Origin of the sequence: Veillonella parvula, from assembly GCF_001553335.1 — a bacterium.
GTDB lineage: Bacteria > Bacillota > Negativicutes > Veillonellales > Veillonellaceae > Veillonella > Veillonella parvula_S.
Window position 1 is genome coordinate 45,513 of sequence record NZ_KQ960780.1, and the last position, 22,611, is coordinate 68,123.

The window sequence follows — 22,611 nt, forward strand, 5'->3', positions numbered from 1 at the left end:
TCCTTACAACTCATAAAACTTCTAACCAACGTTTTGCGATTTTCCATAATGGAAATTCATCGCGTACTTTGATGGCATTCTGTGAAAGTTTAGCCGCTAGTGCAGGGTCCTTTAATACACTGCGCATAGCTTCATACATAGCCTGCGTATCACCTACAGGTACGAGAATGCCATTCTCTCCACTTTTAATTACCATGCGAGCACCGCCTACAGGACAATCTGTGACTACTACAGGTAAGCCCATACCCAATGCTTCTAGCATGGAATTTGAAATACCTTCAAAATCAGAGGATGATACAAACATAGAACAAGGGGCTACCTTTTCTAAAATATTACTAGCAAAGCCAGGCAATAAAATGCGATTCTCTAAATTAAGAGACTTAATTTGAGCTCGTAGTTCATCCTCTAATACACCTTGTCCATAAATGACGAGTTTATACGCTGGAAACTCGTCTGCCAACATACTGAAAGCATTAATCATCATAGGCAAATTCTTTTGCGGATGCAAACGACAAGCTGTAACAATTGTCTTTTCTCGTTCCCCCTCTATTGGTGGTGGCAATTTACCATTAATAGGATTGGGGATAATAACACCGCGATTTTGCACAGATTTTGGGAAATAAGAACGAGCATCTTCCGTTTGGAATACTAGTGCATCTGCAAATCTAAAGGCAAAGTCGCGTAACGCTTGTTGATGCCAACCAATAGGAACTTTGCGTGGATTATTGCGTTCAGAAAAAACAATGCGATTTTTTATAAACCAAGAGCTAATGGCTAAGATAAAACTCGATGCAGACAAAAAAGATAAGCATGTCGCATTTGGCCTAGTCTTTAAGATTTTGATTAGTTCTTTTATTTCTTGCATAAAGCGAATGACTTTATTAGAGCTTGTAGTATGAATTTCGATTTGTTCAATACCTTCCTCTAACGCATATTCATTACCATATCGATTAGGGCTTGTTTGGATAACTGTAATATGATGACCATCATGTACCCACTGACGAGCCAACTCTGTTAAGATTCGTTCAGCCCCATCGTTACCAAGGGAGATGGTGACAATTATTATTTCCTTTTTCATAAGCCTTCCTCTTGGATATATTCTGCCAGTCTTACATAGGCTTGTGCCATTGATACCTTAGGTTTCCAACCTAAAGACTTTAACTTCTTAGAACTTAAGAACATGTGTACTGTCGGTGCATAGCCGAACCCTTGTACATCTTCTGGAATATCAAAAACAACTTTACTCTTATTATTGCTCACATGAGTTGCCACTAATTGAGCAATGCTTGCAATAGAACGAGTCTCTTCATCATGACATATATTATAGGCCTCGCCAGCTTCGCCCACCTTCATTAGGGCTAAAATACCAGTTAATGCATCGGTAATGTAGCAATAGTTCGACATAGAATCGCCTTTTGTGTGAAGAACAATATTTTCATGTTTAAGAGCACTCTTGGTAAACTGCATGAATACACGGTTATCTGATACCGGAACACCAGGTCCAAAGGTTTGAGCTAGTCTAGCTATTACAGCAGGCACGCCATATTCCACAGCATAGGACTTGCAATAACATTCACATAGTCTCTTACTTTCAGAATAAGAACTACGAACATTTAGGTGATCAAGATACCCTAATCGGTCTTCAGTCATAACTTGACCAGACTCATAAGGTACACCATATTGTTCCATACTAGATAAATAAACTACTTTCTTTACCTTTTTTCGACGACCTAACTCGAGCATGGCCTCCGTGCCATAAATAGAGGTACGGATAGTTTCTACTGGATGTTCTACAAAAAACTTAGATTGTGTTGGTGCGGCTCCATGCAAAATATAATCACATGGCACATCAATAGATTCTAATGAGCCATCTACTAGGGTTAACGACTTATTGTCTAAATACTCACCGAGAATGGTTTTTGCCTTTTCATGGCTTCGCACATGACCAATCACTTTTAAATCCAGGTCATGAGTCTCATTGGCAAGTATAAGTAATTTTATAAACATCGATCCAATAAGCCCCGTTGCACCTGTTATAAGAATGCGTTGATGACGGAGAAAATGAAAGTAATTTTTTTCCTGTACTAAAGCCGTTAACTCACGTTGAATAACGGAACTACTCATCTTTTAATCCTCCTAGCTCACGATTTTTAATAATCCCTGTGAACATATAATAATCAGATGGAGTTGTAATCTTTATATTTTCAGTTTCCCCTAATACAGGATATAGAGTATATCCATAGTGCATCATCATCGATGCGGAATCAATAAAGTCATGAATGCCCTCATCTTTTGCACGATTATGAACTGATATAATATCATCTAATCTAAAACTCTGAGGAGCTTTAGCCATGAGACATTCATTACGATTTAAAATATGCTTAATAGAACCATTTTGGGTAACCATAACCGTTTCTATAGCTGGAGTAACAGTAATGGCAGACCCCTTTGATTCAACAGATTCTATGTTTCTCTCTATAGTAGAATTATCTACAAGTGGACGAACCCCATCATGAATCAATACAGTCACCGCATCATCAGGAAATAAACGCTTAGCCTCTACGAGTCCATTATATTGGGATTCCAGAGCGCTTTCACCACCAGGCACAATGGATAATACCTTTTGTAGCCCCGCCTTTTTGATGAGCTGTTTTGTATGATCAATCCATTCTGCTTTGCAGGCAAGAACAATCCCATCAATAGTCTCCGTTTGTTCAAACACATCTAAGGTTTGAATCAAAATTGGTCTACCGTTCCATTCTAAAAATTGTTTTGGCGTCTTGCTATTTTTCATACGAGCACCTACGCCACCCGCAAAGATTACTGCTATTCGTTTCATAGGCCCTCCTTATGGTTGAGCTTCTTTTTTGGCATAATATATGCCTTTATACTCCTTGTAAGGTGTATATAAATCAGCAAATACTGCATCATGTTTTGCCACACGTTGTTCTATAGGTGGTAATTGCATATAGTCGCCCCAAATAAGACGCAAATATCTCTCATACCCTTTCATAACAGGTATTTGATAACCTTCAAAGTCTTTATATACAACAGAAGCAAAGTCCTCTCTAGGATGACGTAGCTTCATACCTTTTAAACTGCCAATTAACTCCGTACATTCATCACTGGTATCAAAGTCGTATTGAGCCATTCTCTTTTCTGCAAATCGCCAAATATAATAGCGTATAGACTGACTGGAAAAGATTTTATAAATATAACCAGCTAAAGCGCGATATGTAGGCCCTTTATTATCTGGTAAACGCTGCGCATTAAAGAGTGCAAACGTCATGGCCCACATCAATTGCAATAAACGACTAATTTTGCCGGGTGCACAGCCATCAATAGGCATAATTTCAAGTGCTAAACCATGACAAACATCTTCATGCATACTATGACGATTAATAAAGGTCGTATTATTATCTCTTATAGATGCACCTGCATCATGATAGATGTGATCTCGATCAGTACGACAATACGTAAATCGTTCAGTGTCAGCATATTTTGGCCATAATTTAGCTAACTTTTCATAATCTGGACGAGGCATAAATAGATCTAAATCATCATCCCAAGGGATAAATCCATTATGCCGAATAGCCCCAATGAGACCACCGCCGCAAAGATAAAAGCGCAAATTATGTTTATCACAGAACTCTTTAAAGTACAGCAACATATTCAGCTCTTTTTCTTGTATTTCCTTTGTCATAGATGTACTCATAGGGACCTCTTCCAACGTAATACAGCTAATACTGTATCAATCATCGTTTTTATATCTTGTAAAAAAGAAAACTCCTTAATACTCTTTAAATTCCAAGCCATCTTGCCCGGTAAAACCTCATTTATATAGACTTCATCAATATTTTGAGCATTTTGTAAAAGTTGATCTTCATCCTTATAAGTAATACTGGCATTACTGGTAACCCCAGCTGGTAATAATAAGGTAGCTTTCATTTCATCTGTATAAGCAGACACGTAACGTGGAACCTCAGGTCTTGTACCAACAAAACTCATATCGCCTAAAAGGATATTGATAAGCTGAGGCAATTCATCGAGGCGACAGCTGCGAAGCATATTTCCGACCTTAGTGACACGCATATCATTTTGCGACGTCACTTGTGATCCTAAAGATTCTGCATTTTTTACCATAGTACGAAATTTATAGATGCCAAAGGTGCGACCGTACTGTGTCACTCGAGTTTGACGGAAAAAAACCTCTCCCTCACTATCTCGTTTAATCATGATGGCTAGTACCAAAAATACAGGACTTAATGTAATAAGCAGTCCCGCTGCCATTACGCGGTCAAAAATGCTTTTACAAAGAAGGCTTGTACGTCTTTGATTTAATATTTCAAAATAGGGACGAACCGCTTCACACTGTAGCTCTTGTGGTAGATCATGAAAGTTCTTTACTAGCATTCGGTAATAATCCTTTTAAACTGTTCAATGATATATTGCACTTCTTCATCTGTAAGGAGCGTATGAAGTGGCAATGTAATTTCATTCTTAAATTGGTCATAAGCATTTGGATAGTCATCGATTGTAAAGCCTAAGTTTTTGTAAGCCGTATGCATTGGAATTGGCTTATAGTGAACATTCGTTGCAATGCCAGCCTCAGCCATAGCTTCTATAACCTTATTTCGATATTCCGCATCACGGCCATCTAAACGGACTAAATACAAGTGACCACTACTCTCATGCTCATCTGTATAATGGTTCAACAATGTAACAGGTAAATCCTTAAATGCTGTATCATAAGCTTCGATAATTTCTTTACGACGTGCCAAAAGTTTTGGGTATCTTTCAAATTGAGCTAGCCCAATAGCCGCCATGATATCCGTCATATTACATTTATAATAGGTACCTTTAATATCATATTCCCAAGCACCTGCTTTTGTTTTTGCAAGAGCATCCTTATCTTGACCATGCAAAGATAGCAATTGGAATTGCTTGTAAATAGTTTCATCATCAATACCATCTATATGACGCCATGTAGCACAGCCGCCTTCAGCAGTAGTAAAATTTTTTACTGCATGAAAGGAAAAACTACTAAAATCTGCAACATTACCTGTTGATACTCCTTTATAAGATGCACCAAAGGAATGAGCACAATCAGCCACAATAGGGATATGGCCTAATGCTTTTTGAATATCATTAGATGGTGTGAAGAGAGATTTCTTTTCCTCTACAATGGAACGCAAGCGATCATAATCACAAGGCACCCCCGCAATATCTACAGGGATGATTGCTTTTGTTTTTGGTGTAATAGCGCGAGCGACTGCATCGTAATCCATTTCATAAGCATCTTTCTGTGTATCAACGAGTACTAAGGTAGCACCTACATGAACTACAGGACTCGCACTAGCTGTATAAGAATAAGCACTAGTTATGACTTCGTCTCCAGGTCCAATACCCAATACACGAAGAGACATTTCAAGCGCTGCCGTAGCAGAGTTTAAACAAACGGATTTAGGTGTACCTAACTGATGAGCTATCTTTTTTTCTAATTCTTTAGTACGAGGACCCGTCGTAATCCACCCACTTTTTAAGGCTTCAACGACTTCATTGATTTCTAACTCTGTAATATCTGGAGGAGAAAAATTAATTCTCATATAAATCACCTCAATACTTTCTGTACCATATTGATACGTTTGATTTATCACATAGAATACTGATTAAAACAGTTATATTAAGCATCAATTACGATAGATCCTAAAAGAGAAATACCTACTTGTGAAAGCCGTTTCTTAGCTTCAATCAAATCTTTTGGACTAGCTACTTCATTTTTAACAACTAACACAACACCATCTGATTTTTCTGCCAATACAACCGCATCTGTAACAGACAATACGGGTGGTGTATCTATGATAATCACATCATATTCATCACGTACATACTCAAAAATCGCAGGTAATTTGCTAGAATCTACAATATCAGATGGATATTCAACAACTTCACCCGCCGTAAGAACATCCAAATGAGGCACTACATTACGATGAATCGTCAAATCTTCATCCATCACCACCGCATTTGTAAGGCCCTTATTTTGTACATTAAAGGCTATATGTTGTGTTGGATTACGTAGATTACCATCTACTAGAAGAACTTTATTATTATTTTTAGATAAAGCTAATGCAGTATTAGCAGCCACCTCAGAAGTGCCTTCACAACTAGTGGCTGCAGTAATACAAATAAGCTTACACTTATATTGGTTACATACATATTGAAGATTGCTACGCAATGTACGGTATGCTTCCACAAGTGGTGTATCACCACGTTCATTAGAAATTAGTCTAATCATATTAACCTCTCACTTTGCGCAACAATGCTACGAAACGATTACTAGGCTCTTCGTATTCTACTTCTTTATGATTTGGAATCACGCCCAAGTTTTGAATGCCAAGGATGTCATTAATCTCTTGTACAGATTGGACTTTGCGATTACCGAAGAATTGGACCAATGTATAGAGACAACCAAAGAGGACCCCTAAAATGGCAGCGCCTAATAAAATAAGTACTTTACGCGGCGCAATTGCTTTTTCTGGTAATGTTGGAGCATCTACGATTTGAACTTCATTTGGTACCATAACCTCTGCTACCTTCGCTTCTTCTAAGCGAGTGGATAGCATTTGATAGATATCTTGTGCCACATCTACATCACGTTTTGCTTGGATATAACCGCGTTCTTTTTCAGGTAATCCCTTTATAGCTTCTTCGTTTGCTTTATCTAACTCAGCTAATGTAGATTGTTTACCTTGAGCTACAGCTAACGCAGCTTCATTTTTGAACTTATCCGCTAGCAATCCTTGTTGTGCAGAGTTGCTTGAAGGTGCTTGTTGAGAGGCAATAGCGTTGATTTCAGCATTTAGACCACTTTTAGCTTCTTCAATTTGTTGATTAATTTCTTTCATCGCAGGATGTTCATCAGTATATTTACCAATATAAGAAGCTTTACGAGATTCTAAATCTGCTAACTGACCCTTGTAGGCTTGAACCGTAGCACTATCAGCGATGCTTTTACCTGCAGAACCTAATTGCTCATTGATACTGCCAAGTGCAGCTTGTGCCGTTTCTAAATCGAGTTGATTTTGAGCCTTCTCACGATCAATTAGAGTAATCTTATCAGTTAAGCCTTTCATCTGATCAGCTGTAGAGTACACCTTATTATCTACTTGGAATTGTTGCAATTTATTTTCTGCTTGCTCTAATTCAAATTTTGCAGTAACAACGCGTTTTTGTAAGAATTCACGAGTAGTTCGTTGTTCAACATGAGAAATTTCGGCAAGACGTTTCAAGAAGGTATCAATAAGTAATTGATTAGCTTCTTGTGCTTGCTCAGGGCTCTTACCAGTTACGCTTACTTGTAATAACTCGGTTTCTTTATACGGTTTAGTTTCAATGCGAGTTTTAACAAAATCTTCATATGTTGGCGCATTACCGGTACCTTCAGGATCTTCTATAGCAGTAATTACTGGCTCTACTACATTACGACTTTTTAAAATTTCTGCATCTGTGTTCATCAATTGACGAGACATAGAATCAGAATAGGCATTAGCACTAGATAATACAGAATTGCTCAAACCTTGAGCTTGTTTAATGCGCAACATCGATGTAGATTGATATGTAGATGGTGCAAGAAAGGCATACGCACCACCTAAAACCATACATGCTACCGTAATATTAATAATTTTACTGCGCTTTTTAATGAGGACTCTGCCTACCTCTTTTAAATCAATAATTTGTTCCACCCATATACCCCTTTCTGTAAAAGTATACAAACAACAGGGTCTCTCCCACTTAGAATATTAACTGTACCTAACCCTCTCAATAAAGGCACAATGTATCAAAATTAAAATAGTCTTATACATATATCGGGTAATAAATGTATCATCCACGACCTATACATTATGATTTGGATCGTATGTAGGAATGATATCCTGCAATACATTAATCACATCTATATCGGTTTTACATGTATCAAAGCGCTCTATTTCACGACTCAGCCATTCTTGATCAACATCTTCTAGAGCTGCTTCAAAAATTTTCTTATGCGTAGTAGTATTCGTACCTTCTCCGGCAGTTAATAGTTCTTCATATAACTTTTCACCTGGACGTAAGCCAGTAAATTCAATACGAATATCCTTATTAGGCTCAAAGCCAGAAAGGCGAATCATATTCTTAGCCAAATCGACAATTTTAACCGGTTCACCCATATCCAAAAGGAACACTTCTCCTCCATTCCCCATGGCACCAGCTTGAAGTACTAATTGACTGGCTTCAGGAATAGTCATGAAATAACGTGTCATTTCTGGATCTGTAACGGTTACAGGACCACCTGCTTCAATTTGTTTACGGAATAAAGGAATAACCGAACCACGGCTACCAAGTACATTACCAAAACGAACTGTTATAAACTTAGTATCATATGTGTGATTCATACCAAGTACAACTTTTTCAGCAACCCGTTTTGTAGCGCCCATAACGCTAGTTGGATTCACCGCTTTATCCGTGGAAATCATAACAAATCGATCTACCCCATGAGCTCCGGCTACATCCGCAACATTACGAGTACCATAAATATTATTTAATACCGCAGCAATTGGCTGGATTTCCATAAGAGGCACATGTTTGTGAGCTGCCGCATGAAATACTACATCAGGATTATAGTTTTTGAAAATTTGTTCTAATTGATTCTTATCGCGAATATCTGCAATGATTGGAACCAAGGTATCTTGGGGCGCAATATTGCGCAATTCTTGATGAATAAGATAAATACTATTTTCACCATGACCTAGAAGCAATAGCTTTTTAGGCTTTACACGTAAAACTTGACGACAAATTTCAGAACCAATAGAGCCCCCTGCACCAGTAACTAAAACCACTTTATCCTTAAGATATGTTTCAACCTTGGACGTGTCGAGCTGAATCTCATCACGCTCCAACAAGTCCTCGATTGAAACAGGATGTAAATGAGATACAAGAACTTCATCATCAAGTAATTGATACATCCCCGGTAAAATATTGATTTTACATTTTAAGGGAGAACAGATTTCCATGATTTCTTGAATAATATCTCGCTTCACGGAAGGCATGGCAATAATAATTTCTTCTACCTTATATTTAGCAACTAATGCTGGAATATCTTCACGATTACCGAGAATTCTAAAACCATTCATAAGACGATTATGTTTAAACATGTCATCATCAACATAACCAATCACTCGACGAGAACGCTTATGATATCGTTCAATTTCACGAGCTATAGTTGCACCTGCATCACCGGCGCCTATGATCAATGTATTCACTTGGCCACTTTCACCATCATCCCCACTGCTATAGTGAAGTGCCACATAATGAAGCAACATACGTCCCATACCTACAGCACCTGTAGTGAGGAACCATGTAATAAAATAGACAGAACGTGGTAATGACTTACCAAATACAAACATAGAGGAATAGAATAAAGCCGTACCAATTGTAGTCGCTACAAATACTGCTAATACCTCTCGCATCCCTGCATAGCGCCAAATACGTGTATATAAATGCATTATCAAGAACATCAACATATACGAAATAAGTAATAACGGAAGTGCATCCACCATTTGATTAATATATTGAGGTTCTATGTGTCCATCAAATCGAATAAAAAGACTGATAAAAGCAACGATTACAATCGTCACAATATCGGTAATAAACAATATGGATGGTAATAAATATGAACGCAAAAAAACGCCCCCTTATATGATAGATATCGCCTTATCTTTAATCCTTACCTATTCGTGATACCATATAAGCCCCTGTTAAGATTGGAGCAATATCACGAGCAAAGTTGATACGACTATTCTTAGTTAAGTAAAGAATATCACCTTCACGCATGATGTAGTTTTCAGACATATCTCCAGTTTGTAAAATACGATTCAAATTGATAGGAATCGGTTTCTCTGGATTATCTTGATGAATCAAGTAAATTTTCTTCTTTGCTGTATCCCAGTTAAAACTACCTGCAGCCCCAATCGCATCAATAACTGTACTAGATTTAGTCAACGTATAGGCGCCAGGCTTATTAATTTCACCAAATACATATACGCGAACACCGCCCAATTTCGATACATTTACTGTGATATCAGGATTAATGATATAACGAGACAAACCTTGCTGTAATTCAGCTGTAAATTCATCTACAGTTAAGCCATCTGCTTTTACAGCACCAACCATAGGAAACGATACATATCCATCTGGTCTGACGGTATACACAATGTCATTACCATTACGCGTACCAAGCTCTGCCTGCTGAACCACTTGAATATTCAGTTCATCGCCTTGACGCAGACGATATTCTTTATCAGAGCTAATTACAGATGCACTATTTTCCAATGGTGCATGGCCTTCCATTTGTACATTCTTAGCATTATAAGGCTGATTAGTATTTATATTAACTGGTGCAGCCATAGCCATTGTTGTAGTATATAAGAATGTAGCCATCATCATATACTGTTTCTTCTTCATACTTACCTCTTTTTTATTCAACTTATTTAATTCATCACTTAATTATTGATGTATCTTATATCTAAAAAATCAGTCATGCTATTTTATCATTTTTTTAAATATACTTCTACAAATCTAGTATCTTCCAGGCGAACTTCATAAAATCTTCAACAACAATTCCCTAAAAATATAGTATTTTCAATATATGTTCATTAATAATTATTTGCTTTTTTCATTCCTAATTCACTAGATTTATTATTGATTTTCTTAAAAATAATAAAAAATTTATAAACTCACTTCATTATCAGCTCACATAGTGCTCCTATTTCTATCAGAATTAGTGATAAAAAATAAGGTGTATATACTAGAAATCTAGTATATACACCTTATTCAAAGTTTTTGACACTAATGATCGCTTTATATAATTACTTATTCAACACGACCACCTAAATAAGCTTCCATAACACGAGGATTATGGCGAACTTCATCAGCAGATCCAGATAATACCATTTTACCAGTCTCCAAAACATACGCATAATCAGCAATCTTTAATGCTTGGCGTACATTTTGTTCTACTAAAAGAACTGTTGTTCCATCGGCACTGATTTCTTTAATGGTTTCAAAGATCTCATTTACTACTAAAGGCGCAAGCCCCATAGATGGTTCGTCTAGTAATAACAACTTTGGACGAGCCATAAGTGCACGGCCAATAGCTAGCATTTGCTGTTGACCACCAGATAAAGTACCACCCAATTGATAGCTTCGTTCATCAAGAATAGGGAATCGTTTAAATACCTTTTTGATATCTGCTTCGATTTCTTTATCTTTACGTGTATAAGCACCCATTTCAAGGTTCTCATAAACACTCATATCTTGTAGTATTTGACGCCCTTCAGGAACTAAAGAGATACCATTCTGTACAACTTGATGAGTTTGGCGACTCGTAATATCTTGACCTTCAAAAATCACTCGACCAGATGTGGGTTTTACAAGTCCCATAATAGTCTTCATCGTAGTAGTCTTACCAGCACCATTAGCACCAATAAGAGATACAATCGAACCTTGTGGAACCTCTAGGCTTATATCTTTTAGGGCTGTAATATGTCCATAACCAGCCACAATATTTTCTAGTTTTAACATATTACACCTCTTCTTTACCTAAGTATGCTTCAATTACAGCTTCATTATTTTGAATTTCTTGAGGTGTACCTTCGGCAATTTTCTTGCCAAAGTTAAGTACTACCAAACGATCACAGATATTCATCATCAATTCCATGGCATGTTCGATAACCACAACGGTAATACCTAGGTCACGAATCTTGCCAATCAATTGACGCAGAACTTCAGTTTCACTATCATTCATACCTGCTGCCGGTTCATCAAGCAAGATTAACTGAGGGTGTGTCGCTAAGGCACGAGCGATTTCAAGACGACGTTGCTTACCATACGGTAATGATGTGGCAACCTCTTCTGCATCTGCTTCAAGACCTACAAGCTTTAAGAACTCATAAGCAATACCACGACAACGCTCTTCTTCAATGCGTTGACGTTTTGTTTTCAAAAAACTAGATAAGAAGCCAGAGCCAGTACGACAATGCATACCGGTTAAAACAGTTTCAAGAGCTGTCATATTGCCAAAGAGACGAATATTTTGGAATGTACGAGCAATCCCCATTTCAACAGTTCTATGAGGCTTGATGCCTACAACAGACATACCATCAAATACAATTTCACCAGAACTTGCAGGGAATACACCAGTAATCAAGTTGAAGAGTGTAGTCTTACCAGCACCATTTGGGCCGATAACACCAAATACCTCACCTTGTTTAACACCAAAGGATACACCTGTGAGAGCTGCAACGCCACCAAAGCTTTTACTTACTTCATTTAATTCTAATAGCATTCAGTTCCCTCCTATCCTTGTTTTTCCTGTTGTTTACGCTTATATGCTTCAAAGCGTTCTGTTAATACTTGTGATTCTGGAATATATGGAGCTTTCTTAAAGCCTAATTTACGGCTAATTTTATCCACCATGGATTCTGTTAAAATACCATCTGGACGAACAGCCATCAAGATTACTAGCAAAGCACCATAAATAATATCGCGATAGTCGGATAAGAAACGCAATACTTCTGGTAGTAATGTAAGAATAAAGGAACCTAGTACGGAACCCCATACTACATTGGAACCACCAAATACAGGGAATAACAAAATTTGTACTACTTTATGGTAGCTGAAATCTGTAGGATTAATAAAGTTTGTAATATGCGCATACAAACCACCACCAATACCAGCGATGAAAGCGCCGATAATAAAGGCCATCATCTTGTAGTATACAACGTTGATTCCCATCAATTCAGCTGCATGATCATCAGCCTTAATCGCTGCAAAGGCACGACCCACACGGCTATTATTAATCCGTACACAAAAGGCGATAATCAATACTAAAATAGCTAACAAAATAATAATAGCCATTAGATTGCCCCATGCAACAGCATCAATGCCCATTAAACCATCGAGATCAAATTCATAGGCATAATTTGTCAATTCTTGAGGAATGGATGGAATACCAGAAAGGCCTAATGCACCATTTGTAATATCCAAATTCAAGAAAATAACACGCACAACTTCGCCAAATCCAAGTGTAGCAATGGCAAGATACAAACCTTTAAGACGTGTTGTTGGCAAACCGATAATAACAGCCACAAGACTAGCAACTAAGCCACCAATAATAATGCCTACAACGATAGGCAAATCAGCTTTCAAAGAAAGAATAGCGCCTACGTATGCACCAACACTCATAAAGCCAGCAGCCCCTAAAGAAAGCTGTCCACTTGCCAGTGTGAAATAAATTGAAATACCCATGATGGCATTAATGATGAAAAACATCACGATCTGTAGATAATACGGGTTTAATAATTCCATTACGGTCTACCCCCTTTATCTTTAGATCCAAACAAGCCTTGTGGGCGCCAGAATAATAATAGGATAATGAGACCAAAGGCAACAGCATCACGGAATGTAGATGCACCATAAGCAACAGAGAAGATTTCTGCTACACCTAAAATAAAGCCGCCAACCATGGCGCCTGTAATATTACCAAGACCACCTAAGATAAGTACTGCCAGACCTTTAAAGCCTATAATAACACCCATAGTAGGCTCAATAGCATTAAAGGACAAGCCTACCAATACACCTGCCGCTGCACCTAAAGCAGATGCAATCATAACAGTAATAGATATAATCATTGTTGGATTGATACCCAAGAGAGCTGCTGTTTCCGTACTCATGGATACAGCGCGAATAGCCTTACCAATCTTAGTTTTCTTAATAACTACATTTAAAATCAGCATTAGCACAACAGAAACGCCTAAACCAATAATTTGTACCATAGAAATTTTGAAAGCTCCAAAGTCGATTAGGCCACCAATATAGTCTGGTGGGAATGATCTAGTTTGAGGGCCCCAAAGCAATAATGCCAAACTTTCAAGGAAAATAGAAACACCAATGGTACTAATAAGTGGTGCCAAGTGAGACACCTTTTTCTTGCGTAGTGGACGAAGCGCCACAAATTCTAAAATATAACCAAGGATAGCACCGACAGCCATAGCTACGATAAGGGCTACAAAAATGTTAACGTCAAAAACAGTTACCATAAAAAGACCAACGAAGGCACCTATCATAAAGATGCCTCCGTGTGCCATGTTGATGATATTTAAAACGCCAAACACAAGTGTTAAGCCAATAGCGAGTACAGCATATAAGCTACCGAGGGTTAACCCGTTAACTAATTGTTGTAAAAACACTATACTACCTCAACTTTTATTTTTTTAATGCGTCAAATTGACCGTTTTTAATTTGTAAAACTTGAACTTCCATGGAAGGGTCGCGTTTTTCGTTGAACTTGAATTGACCAGTTACACCAACAAAGTCAGCAATATTTTTCAAAGCTTCTCGGAATTTTTCACGATCTGTAGTGGAACCTGCTTTTTTCAAAGCTGCTTCATAGAGGTATACCGCATCATAAGCTTGAGCTGCGAATTGGTCTGGTTCTTTACCGTATTTATCTTTATAAGCTTTACGGAAATCTTTTACCTTTTGATCGTCTTTGTTAGGGAACCAAGGTGTACCTACGATAACGCCATCAGCTGCAGCACCTGCAATTTTAATGAATTCAGGGCTGTTAAAGCCATTGGAACCAACTACAGGTTGATTCATACCCATTTCACGCATTTTTTTCATGATTAATGCGCCTTCTTGGTAAAGAGAAGCAACTACGATAACATCAGGTTTTGCTTGTTGAATCTTAGTTAATTGTGCAGAGAAATCAGTATCTTTATCTGCAAATGTTTCAGTATCAACGATTTGTACGCCTACAGCTTCCAATGCTTTACGAGCTGTATTATTTACAGATACCATTTGGTCATTATTGTTGGAGTACATAATAGCTGCAGTTTTGAAGCCTAAAGTTTTATGTGCTTCTTTAATTGCAGTATCTACTGCCAAGGATTCAGGTACAGCATTACGGAAAATGTAATCGCCGATATCTGTAATACCTTCAGCAGTTGTAGATGTACCAAGAGCTACGATTTTACTTTTGTTTGCTACAGGACCAGCTGCCATCATTTCACCAGATAACATTGGGCCGATAACAGCTACAACTTTATCCTTAGAAATTACTTTATTCATTGCATTAATTGCTTCGTTTTTATCACCTTTAGTATCTTCTACTAATAAGTTAATTTTTACAGCATTTGCATCAGCGTTAATTTCGCTTACTGCCAATTCTGCACCAGCTTTAATGGACTCACCATATGCGGCTGCACCACCAGTTGTTGTTGTCAACAATGCGATTTTAGCTTCATTGCTATTTGCATTACCTGCATCTTTATTACTGCCACAACCAGCAGCAACTGCCATTACACCAGCAAGGCCAAAAATGACTGCTTTTTTTAACATGGATTTATTCATGTTACACCCTTCCTTTAAAACATAAAACTTTGATTCTATACCTATATTATGAGAAATTTCAATCTTTTGTCAATTAAAAGAAAATGATTTTAATTCCTTAATAATATATACATTAAAAAGCTATTCACATAGCCGTTCCCACTTCTCATATAATGAATCCAACTCAGTTTGAGTCTCTTCAATTTGTATGGAAATTTTAGACATTTCATCTAAATCTTGTTGTACTACAGGATTCGCTAATTGCACTTCATACATCTTCATCGTCGCCTCTAAACGAGCAATTTCAGCTTCTACCTCAGCTAATTGTTTTTCTACCATATAAGCATTTGGCTTCTTCTGATTTTCCTCTATAGTTTCTGATGCTGAAAGCATTGACTCATTAGTAGGAGTAGCTTTACTATCACGCTTACTGCTCTCAGAGTTTTTCTCATTAGCTAATGCTAATAAGTCTTCTTTCTCTTTCAGCTTTTCCTTATAGTATGAATAATTACCGAGGTACTCTGTAAATTTACCTTCATCTAGAATTACTGTTTTTGTAGAAACTTGATCTAAGAAGTATCTATCATGAGAAATAATAAAGCAAGTCCCTTCAAATTGTTGTAATGCTCTTTCTACGATTTCTCGTGTAGGAATATCTAAATGGTTTGTCGGTTCATCTAAAATTAGGAAATTATCGCCTTGAAGAAATAACTTAAGCAAAGCTAAACGAGCGCGCTCACCACCCGATAATTCACCTACTAACTTAAATACATCATCCCCCTTAAATAAGAACGACCCAAGCACATTACGCGCCTTATCCTCACTATAGTTAAAGTGATTCATAATCTCTTCTACTACCTGCCAAGAATCGTGCAGCTCTTCGTGCTCTTGTGAGAAGTAACCCACTTGTACCCGATTGCCAATATCTACATGACCATTTTCAGGGAATAATTCTCCTACAATAGTTTTCACCAGTGTAGACTTACCAGCTCCATTAGGCCCGATAAGTGCTACGGATTCACCACGTCGAACAACAAGAGAGATATCATTAATAATACGACTTTCACCATATCCTACAGATAAGCGATCTAGTACTAAAACCTTATCGGCACTCATTGCTGCAGGAGGGAACGAAAATTGTAAATGATGTGAAGTAACAGGTGCCTCTAGACGTTCTAATCGATTAAGTTGGGACTGACGACCACGAGCCATTTTAGACTTGATACCAGCACGGTATTTATCTATATAAGCCTCTGTTTTCTTAATGTACTCCTGTTGTTTTTCATAAGCCACCATATCTGCCTTTAAGCGTTCATCCCGTTGTTGAATATACCGACTATAGTTACCGCGATAGGTTGTAGCCTTATGATTATCTAACTCTACAACACCTGTGACAATACGGTCTAAAAAATACCGGTCATGACTTACAATGAGAATTCCACCCTGATAGGCAGATAGGTACCCCTCTAACCACTCCAGCATATCCATATCTAAATGGTTAGTTGGTTCGTCTAAGAATAAAAAATCGGGACTACGTACTAATGCTTTAGCTAAGTTAATACGTGTTTTTTGACCACCTGAAAATGCATTAGCCGGCTTATCTAAGTCATCGTCAGTAAAACCAAGACCATAGACTATGCGCTTTGTCTTTTGCTCGTAGTCATACCCGCCTAACCATTCTAGACGATTCTGTAAATAATCTAAGCGTTGTAAATCCGATTCGCTAGCCTCTTCAGATTCCAATCGACTAGTGAGTTCTTTTAATTGTTTTTCCAATGCATGAACATCGGCCCAAGCCTTTTCTATTTCCGTAGCAAGGCTATCATCCCCCAGATTTACATCTTGTTGTAAATAGCCAATACTAGCAACAGGCGACTTGACTACATTACCTTCATCCAGCTCTTCATAGCCTAATATGCACTTTAACAAGGTAGATTTTCCAGCCCCATTAGGGCCTACCAAGGCGAGTCGATCACCTTCTTTTAACTCAAAGGACACATTGGAAAATACTTGGCGCACTCCAAACGATTTTCCAAGGCCTATCATTCGAATGCGTTCCATTCACAACCTCCTAATCATTTACTCTTCATTATACCACAGTTGCCCTCACTAACATTAGCATTTCTATAGAATCTTTTGTTTTTCGACTATGACGGAATAATTTTCCTAACAAAGGGATATCTCCTAAAATAGGTATCTTTTGTATTTGATGTTGATCTCGATTGTCCATGAGTCCACCAATAACCAGCACTTCTCCTGGTTGTAATCGTACTCTTGTATGTGCTTGACGTGTGCTTATTTTATAGGCTTTCATTTCAGATACCATAATAGGTGTACTCACCTCTGCATGTATTTTAGCATCTACACCATCATCAGCAGTAATAATAGGAGTATAATTCAACTTAATGCCCACCTCTTCATAACGAGTAGAACGCTTTCGTTCTCCATTCACTTCCGATTCTTCTATAACTGGTATTCTTTCACCTATCAAGATATGTGCAGTCTCACCATTGAGAGCCATGATAGATGGCTTTGCAATTAGAACGGCTTTACCTGAGCTTTCCATAAGACTTAGCTCTGGTTTTACAAAAAACTTATAGGCCTCTCCAGTCGGAGTTTTGCCAAAGGTAACGGCACCATAGGAATGTGTTTTATCTTCTCCATGGCCGGTCAAGCTAAGCCAAGACCATCTAAATCCTTGTTCCTTAGCATAGGATTGTTCCATAGCAATGATGGTAGCTTCTAATTGCACTTGTTTTGGTTCCTTGTCGATAGCACGTACTAAGGTTTCTACACGTCGCTTTTCTCCACTCGTCAAATGCATAATTACTTCGTTTTGTTCTGAAAGCACTGCCATTTTATCGTTTTTTACCACTGTGCCTACCACATTTTTCAAAGACTCAGCCGGCAAATGTTCAGGTGATATAACATATAGCTCTCTTTTTTCAAGTGTTTCATCATCAGAATCAATAAGAAGGGTATTATGCTCCTTCGATACGGAAAAATGATATAACTTACCTAATTCATTAATAATTGCTTCTGGTGATTCTCCCTTTACAGTGGCCGTAATACTCCCTTTTAACGACTCTACACCAATTACGGATATACCATAACTACGACAAATGCCTAAGACGGTCTCCTTTAAGGATGCATTGCGTACAGAAATCGTTATGAGTTCGTTCCCAACCTTTTTTTCATTTTTATCTACTTCACTACTATTTACGATAGTTTCAGAACTACTAGCAGTTATTCTATCATTTCTATTAGTACCTATCCTATCAGTACTATTAGCAAATACCATGAACGGAGTTACAAGCATGACGACCATCCATAAGCTTATTCGCAATATAACTATCACTATAATCTTATCTATATATTTTAGACCTAGAAAGTTTACTCGATTCTTAGCCACCGTGATGAACCTCCTTCAATAATTTCTACACCACTTGCAGTTATCTTAGATACTGATATTTCTTTCCACACACTTCCTATACTAACCATTTGTTCCTCTGTACCTTTTCGTAAAATGGCAATATTCTGTTGGCCCTCAATAATACCTATAAGCTCTATGGGATGTTGTTTGATAGGATTACTTATAGTAGGTTGTATACTAGATTCAACTCGTCTAGCACTAGTATCTTTAGATTTTAATTCAATATAATTACCACTATGCTTTTTATTATTTCTTATTTGTTGATATTTTCCATTTCTACGACTTTTATCTTCCGTTTTTCCAAAAGTACTTATTTCATCATCGGACTCATATAAATCATTATTTATATCAACGAAATTGCCATTACTATCTTTAGTTATCTTATTCTGACCAAGTAAATCATCTATAGGAATATCTTTAAAAACCTCTCGCCAAGGATTTGCTCGTTCAACACCGGTAATATCATATAATAATCGTCCATGAACATTGCTTTTTACCTCTCTATCCTTTACATTTTTTATATCACTTTCATCTTTAAAATAGTTCTTTCCTTTCCCTGTTCTATTACCATGTGTTGTTTCTTTTGATAATTTCTCTGAGCCTCGTTCATTTTGATTACCATCTCTACCATTAGATTGATCTAAACTAATATGAACATTTTCCTCCTCATGAGGATAAAAAATACCAATACCTAAAAGGGCCACCGTGATGATAAGGAAAATACCAAGTGCAAACTTATAGTGGCGCATAATAAAATGCTGCTTATCAATCCATATTTTCATACGTTCTATATAGTCTCGTAAAATCATAATCCACCTCCTGCTGACATATTCTAGGAGGCTCTTTTAAAATCCTACAAAAAAATGACTCTACCAGTCACCACGGTGACTAATAGAGTCATTCATTATATTGACAAATCAAAACTATTTGTTCTTTATTTACTATTAAACCCATCTGGATGAGATGTATGCCAATGCCATGCATCTTTGATAACATCAGCAACATTACTAAATTTAGGATCCCAACCAAGTAAATTTTTAATTTTTTCAGAGGACGCAATTAATGTTCCTGGATCACCAGCACGGCGATCACCATATTGAACAGGAATATCGATACCTGTAACCTCTTTTGCAGTCTCGATGATTTCCTTTACAGAGAATCCATTGCCACTACCAAGATTAAATACTTGAGATTCTCCGCCTTTACGTAAGTAGTCCATAGCTAATACGTGAGCAGTTGCTAAATCATTGACATGAATATAGTCGCGTACACATGTGCCATCAGCCGTATCATAATCAGTACCAAATACAGTTATATGCTCTCTTTTACCGCGAGCCGCATCTAACACAAGTGGAATCAAATGAGTTTCAGGATGATGGTCTTCTCCAATCATACCAGACGGATCTGCACCGGCCGCATTGAAATAACGCAACGCAACATATGTAGAACCATAGATAGAACTATAATCAGACAACATTTCTTCTATCATCAATTTAGTGCGACCATATACATTTGTTGGTTGCAGTTGAGCATCCTCACGAATAGGCACTACCTTTGGCTCACCATACACAGCAGCCGTACTAGAAAATACAAAATGCTTTATACCTGCGGTACGACCAGACTCAATAAGGTGATAGGAACCAACTACATTATTTTCATAATAAATAGCTGGATTTTGCATGGATTCACCAACTTGTGAGTGAGCAGCAAAATGCATTACACCTAGGATGTTATGTTCTTTCATAATGCCTACTAGTTTAGGATCTGCAATATCCATATTGTAGAACTTTACCCCTTCAGGAATAGATTCTACATGCCCTCGAGATAAATTATCTACAATGATTGGTGTATATCCTGCTTGTTGTAAAGCACGTACAGTATGACTCCCAATATAACCAGCACCACCTGTTACTAAAATATTCATAGTTCCCCCTCATGAATTATGTACATCCTTTGCTCGAGCCAATTTGGGCCCAATGAGACGCTTATAAACCTCTACCCCTGGTTGATCAAAAGCATCAACGCCCGCAAAAATGGACTCAAAATAAACGGCCCAACAATGCATAAACATAATTTCCCCTAAATGGAATGCGTTTAATGTTGGTACAGTTATAGTCATGTTAAAACGATTGTCACTAGACAAGGCTTCTCTATTAGCATCTAAAGCAATGTTTAAAATATCACAAATGCCTACATCAGATAGAGAGTGTAAACGTTCATATTGACTATAAGAATCTGGAACAATGAGATTATGTTTCCAGTCCTTAACCTTAATAAATTGAACTACCTTATTTAGGCGCCCCTCTTGATGCTCTTGAACTTGAGCATGCATATCCATAGTACCTACTGCAGCTACTGGCGTACGGCCATATGGTAGACAAGTATTACTCATTTTTCCAAGAGATTCGGATAGGAGCTGTACATACCAATCAGATAATGAGTGGAGTGCTTCACTATAAGGCATAAACACCTCTATAATACGACCATATCGTTCAGATGCAATATATTTCAATAATGCACTTAAAAGGCCTGGATTTTTAAAAATGTCTTCTTCTTGACATGCTACATCCATAGATGCAGCACCAGCTAAAAATCCTTCAATATCAAATCCTACAAGAGCGGCCGTTACAAAACCAACTTCTGTAAATACAGAGAAACGACCACCTACGCCATAAGGAATACTATAGGTCTTCCAATTATTTTCTATCGCCATAGATCGTAAAATCGTAGGATGTTCATCATCAGATACATCTGTAACAGCTATCACTTCGTAGTTAATATTACGATCTTGTAAAGCCTTCTCCAAAATCATGAAGTTAGCCATAGGTTCAATGGTAGATCCAGACTTAGAATTAATAACGAGCATCACCTTATAATCAGGACCTTTTTTCTGAGCTTGACACTCTAACGTACGAATTAGCCCTACTAAGTAATCACCATCCACATTAAAGCCTGCAAAGTACATTCTAGGATAGCCGTCGCGTTCCTCTGCACTGTAGTTATTCCAAAATGCTCCACATTGCACATCAAAAATAACTTTGCTTCCCAAATAGGAGCCCCCAATACCTAGAGATACAACCGTATCAATATTATGGCGTGCATAGTCACGTAATTCGTAGAGCCGCTCTAACATATCTGGTGTATTGATACCATCTTCTGAAATATATGGAAGTTGGTAAAACAACACAGGTTCAGGTAAACCATCTTTAGAAACATGACCTTCTTCGAAGCCTGTAGAACGCAAAATATTTGTATGACGCCATACATTTTGTATAGCTCGTTCAAAATTATTCACATCGCGTTCTTGTATGCAACTTTCATTATATATATTAGCATAATCTAACTCAAAACCTGATTGTAATCGCAACATCAAATATCTCCTTCACTGACATTTTATGTACAATATTCTTTTATTATACCATAAAAGAATGAATAAAATATTAGTTTATACAATCATTTTACCCACAAGCCATAACCGAATCCGACTGCATATACAGACCAAAGTAATGCAAAAGGGATGGCTAATTTAAATTTAATTTTTAATGTCTTATGACGCCATAGGACCATACCTAATAAAGCACCAACACCACCAAAGGCAAACGCTAAAAATAGTAATGTGAACTCTGAAATCCGATCATATCCATTAATGGCACATAATTTATCATATCCATACAGGCTAAATACGATAAAATTCCATATACCTACGGTCACCCAAAATTGCGTATCACTCATATCCCCAAACCTTATAC

The 22,611-nt window shown here is 37.5% G+C and carries 21 protein-coding genes; all 21 read right to left on the reverse strand.

What is annotated here, in order from left to right; genetic code table 11:
• Window positions 1–10 precede the first annotated feature (10 nt).
• On the reverse strand, window positions 11–1,078 hold the full coding sequence (locus tag HMPREF1865_RS01600; protein WP_058948435.1) for a glycosyltransferase: 1,068 nt from the start codon (window positions 1,076–1,078) through the stop codon (window positions 11–13).
• Complete coding sequence (locus HMPREF1865_RS01605) at window positions 1,075–2,124, reverse strand: NAD-dependent epimerase/dehydratase family protein (protein ID WP_060918973.1); 1,050 nt, start codon at window positions 2,122–2,124, stop codon at window positions 1,075–1,077. The genes HMPREF1865_RS01600 and HMPREF1865_RS01605 overlap by 4 nt, the downstream gene beginning before the upstream one ends.
• Window positions 2,117–2,839 (reverse strand): IspD/TarI family cytidylyltransferase, encoded by a 723-nt coding sequence (locus HMPREF1865_RS01610; protein WP_060918974.1) that lies wholly within the window; start codon window positions 2,837–2,839, stop codon window positions 2,117–2,119. The genes HMPREF1865_RS01605 and HMPREF1865_RS01610 overlap by 8 nt, the downstream gene beginning before the upstream one ends.
• A 9-nt stretch (window positions 2,840–2,848) precedes the next feature.
• Window positions 2,849–3,715 carry a LicD family protein gene (locus HMPREF1865_RS01615; RefSeq protein WP_060918975.1) on the reverse strand — a complete coding sequence of 289 codons (867 nt, stop codon included), beginning with the start codon at window positions 3,713–3,715 and terminating at the stop codon, window positions 2,849–2,851.
• On the reverse strand, window positions 3,712–4,413 hold the full coding sequence (locus tag HMPREF1865_RS01620) for a sugar transferase (RefSeq protein ID WP_060918976.1): 702 nt from the start codon (window positions 4,411–4,413) through the stop codon (window positions 3,712–3,714). The genes HMPREF1865_RS01615 and HMPREF1865_RS01620 overlap by 4 nt, the downstream gene beginning before the upstream one ends.
• Window positions 4,407–5,606 (reverse strand): DegT/DnrJ/EryC1/StrS family aminotransferase, encoded by a 1,200-nt coding sequence (locus HMPREF1865_RS01625; RefSeq protein WP_060918977.1) that lies wholly within the window; start codon window positions 5,604–5,606, stop codon window positions 4,407–4,409. The genes HMPREF1865_RS01620 and HMPREF1865_RS01625 overlap by 7 nt, the downstream gene beginning before the upstream one ends.
• A 77-nt stretch (window positions 5,607–5,683) precedes the next feature.
• Entirely contained in the window at window positions 5,684–6,295 is a 612-nt protein-coding gene (locus tag HMPREF1865_RS01630) for a CpsD/CapB family tyrosine-protein kinase (protein ID WP_060918978.1), read from the reverse strand.
• 1 nt (window position 6,296) lies between these two features.
• On the reverse strand, window positions 6,297–7,742 hold the full coding sequence (locus HMPREF1865_RS01635; RefSeq protein WP_060918979.1) for a GumC family protein: 1,446 nt from the start codon (window positions 7,740–7,742) through the stop codon (window positions 6,297–6,299).
• 150 nt (window positions 7,743–7,892) lie between these two features.
• Window positions 7,893–9,719: a polysaccharide biosynthesis protein gene (locus tag HMPREF1865_RS01640; protein WP_004693378.1), complete on the reverse strand. Its 1,827-nt coding sequence runs from the start codon at window positions 9,717–9,719 to the stop codon at window positions 7,893–7,895.
• Window positions 9,720–9,756: 37 nt separating this feature from the next.
• Window positions 9,757–10,500, reverse strand: coding sequence for a polysaccharide biosynthesis/export family protein (locus tag HMPREF1865_RS01645; protein ID WP_004697402.1), 744 nt, complete (start codon window positions 10,498–10,500; stop codon window positions 9,757–9,759).
• Between the two features lie 408 nt (window positions 10,501–10,908).
• Window positions 10,909–11,619, reverse strand: coding sequence for an ABC transporter ATP-binding protein (locus HMPREF1865_RS01650; RefSeq protein WP_004697319.1), 711 nt, complete (start codon window positions 11,617–11,619; stop codon window positions 10,909–10,911).
• Between the two features lies 1 nt (window position 11,620).
• Entirely contained in the window at window positions 11,621–12,382 is a 762-nt protein-coding gene (locus tag HMPREF1865_RS01655; RefSeq protein ID WP_008713656.1) for an ABC transporter ATP-binding protein, read from the reverse strand.
• 11 nt (window positions 12,383–12,393) lie between these two features.
• A complete protein-coding gene (locus HMPREF1865_RS01660) occupies window positions 12,394–13,404 on the reverse strand; it encodes a branched-chain amino acid ABC transporter permease (RefSeq protein WP_008713655.1) in 1,011 nt (336 codons plus the stop codon).
• Complete coding sequence (locus HMPREF1865_RS01665) at window positions 13,404–14,285, reverse strand: branched-chain amino acid ABC transporter permease (RefSeq protein ID WP_004697158.1); 882 nt, start codon at window positions 14,283–14,285, stop codon at window positions 13,404–13,406. The genes HMPREF1865_RS01660 and HMPREF1865_RS01665 overlap by 1 nt, the downstream gene beginning before the upstream one ends.
• A 16-nt stretch (window positions 14,286–14,301) precedes the next feature.
• On the reverse strand, window positions 14,302–15,450 hold the full coding sequence (locus HMPREF1865_RS01670; protein ID WP_008713654.1) for an ABC transporter substrate-binding protein: 1,149 nt from the start codon (window positions 15,448–15,450) through the stop codon (window positions 14,302–14,304).
• Between the two features lie 120 nt (window positions 15,451–15,570).
• Window positions 15,571–17,490 carry an ABC-F family ATP-binding cassette domain-containing protein gene (locus HMPREF1865_RS01675; RefSeq protein WP_060918980.1) on the reverse strand — a complete coding sequence of 640 codons (1,920 nt, stop codon included), beginning with the start codon at window positions 17,488–17,490 and terminating at the stop codon, window positions 15,571–15,573.
• A gap of 28 nt (window positions 17,491–17,518) precedes the next feature.
• Complete coding sequence (locus HMPREF1865_RS01680) at window positions 17,519–18,841, reverse strand: type II secretion system protein GspD (protein ID WP_038125307.1); 1,323 nt, start codon at window positions 18,839–18,841, stop codon at window positions 17,519–17,521.
• Complete coding sequence (locus HMPREF1865_RS01685; RefSeq protein ID WP_060918981.1) at window positions 18,823–19,671, reverse strand: hypothetical protein; 849 nt, start codon at window positions 19,669–19,671, stop codon at window positions 18,823–18,825. Before HMPREF1865_RS01685 ends, HMPREF1865_RS01680 begins: the two co-directional genes overlap by 19 nt.
• Window positions 19,672–19,796: 125 nt before the next feature.
• Window positions 19,797–20,786, reverse strand: a complete 990-nt coding sequence (gene galE, locus HMPREF1865_RS01690) for a UDP-glucose 4-epimerase GalE (RefSeq protein ID WP_060918982.1) — start codon at window positions 20,784–20,786, stop codon at window positions 19,797–19,799.
• A gap of 9 nt (window positions 20,787–20,795) precedes the next feature.
• On the reverse strand, window positions 20,796–22,232 hold the full coding sequence (locus tag HMPREF1865_RS01695; protein ID WP_024061211.1) for a glucose-6-phosphate isomerase: 1,437 nt from the start codon (window positions 22,230–22,232) through the stop codon (window positions 20,796–20,798).
• Window positions 22,233–22,315: 83 nt separating this feature from the next.
• Window positions 22,316–22,594 carry a DUF1294 domain-containing protein gene (locus tag HMPREF1865_RS01700; RefSeq protein ID WP_058948421.1) on the reverse strand — a complete coding sequence of 93 codons (279 nt, stop codon included), beginning with the start codon at window positions 22,592–22,594 and terminating at the stop codon, window positions 22,316–22,318.
• Between the last annotated feature and the right edge of the window lie 17 nt (window positions 22,595–22,611).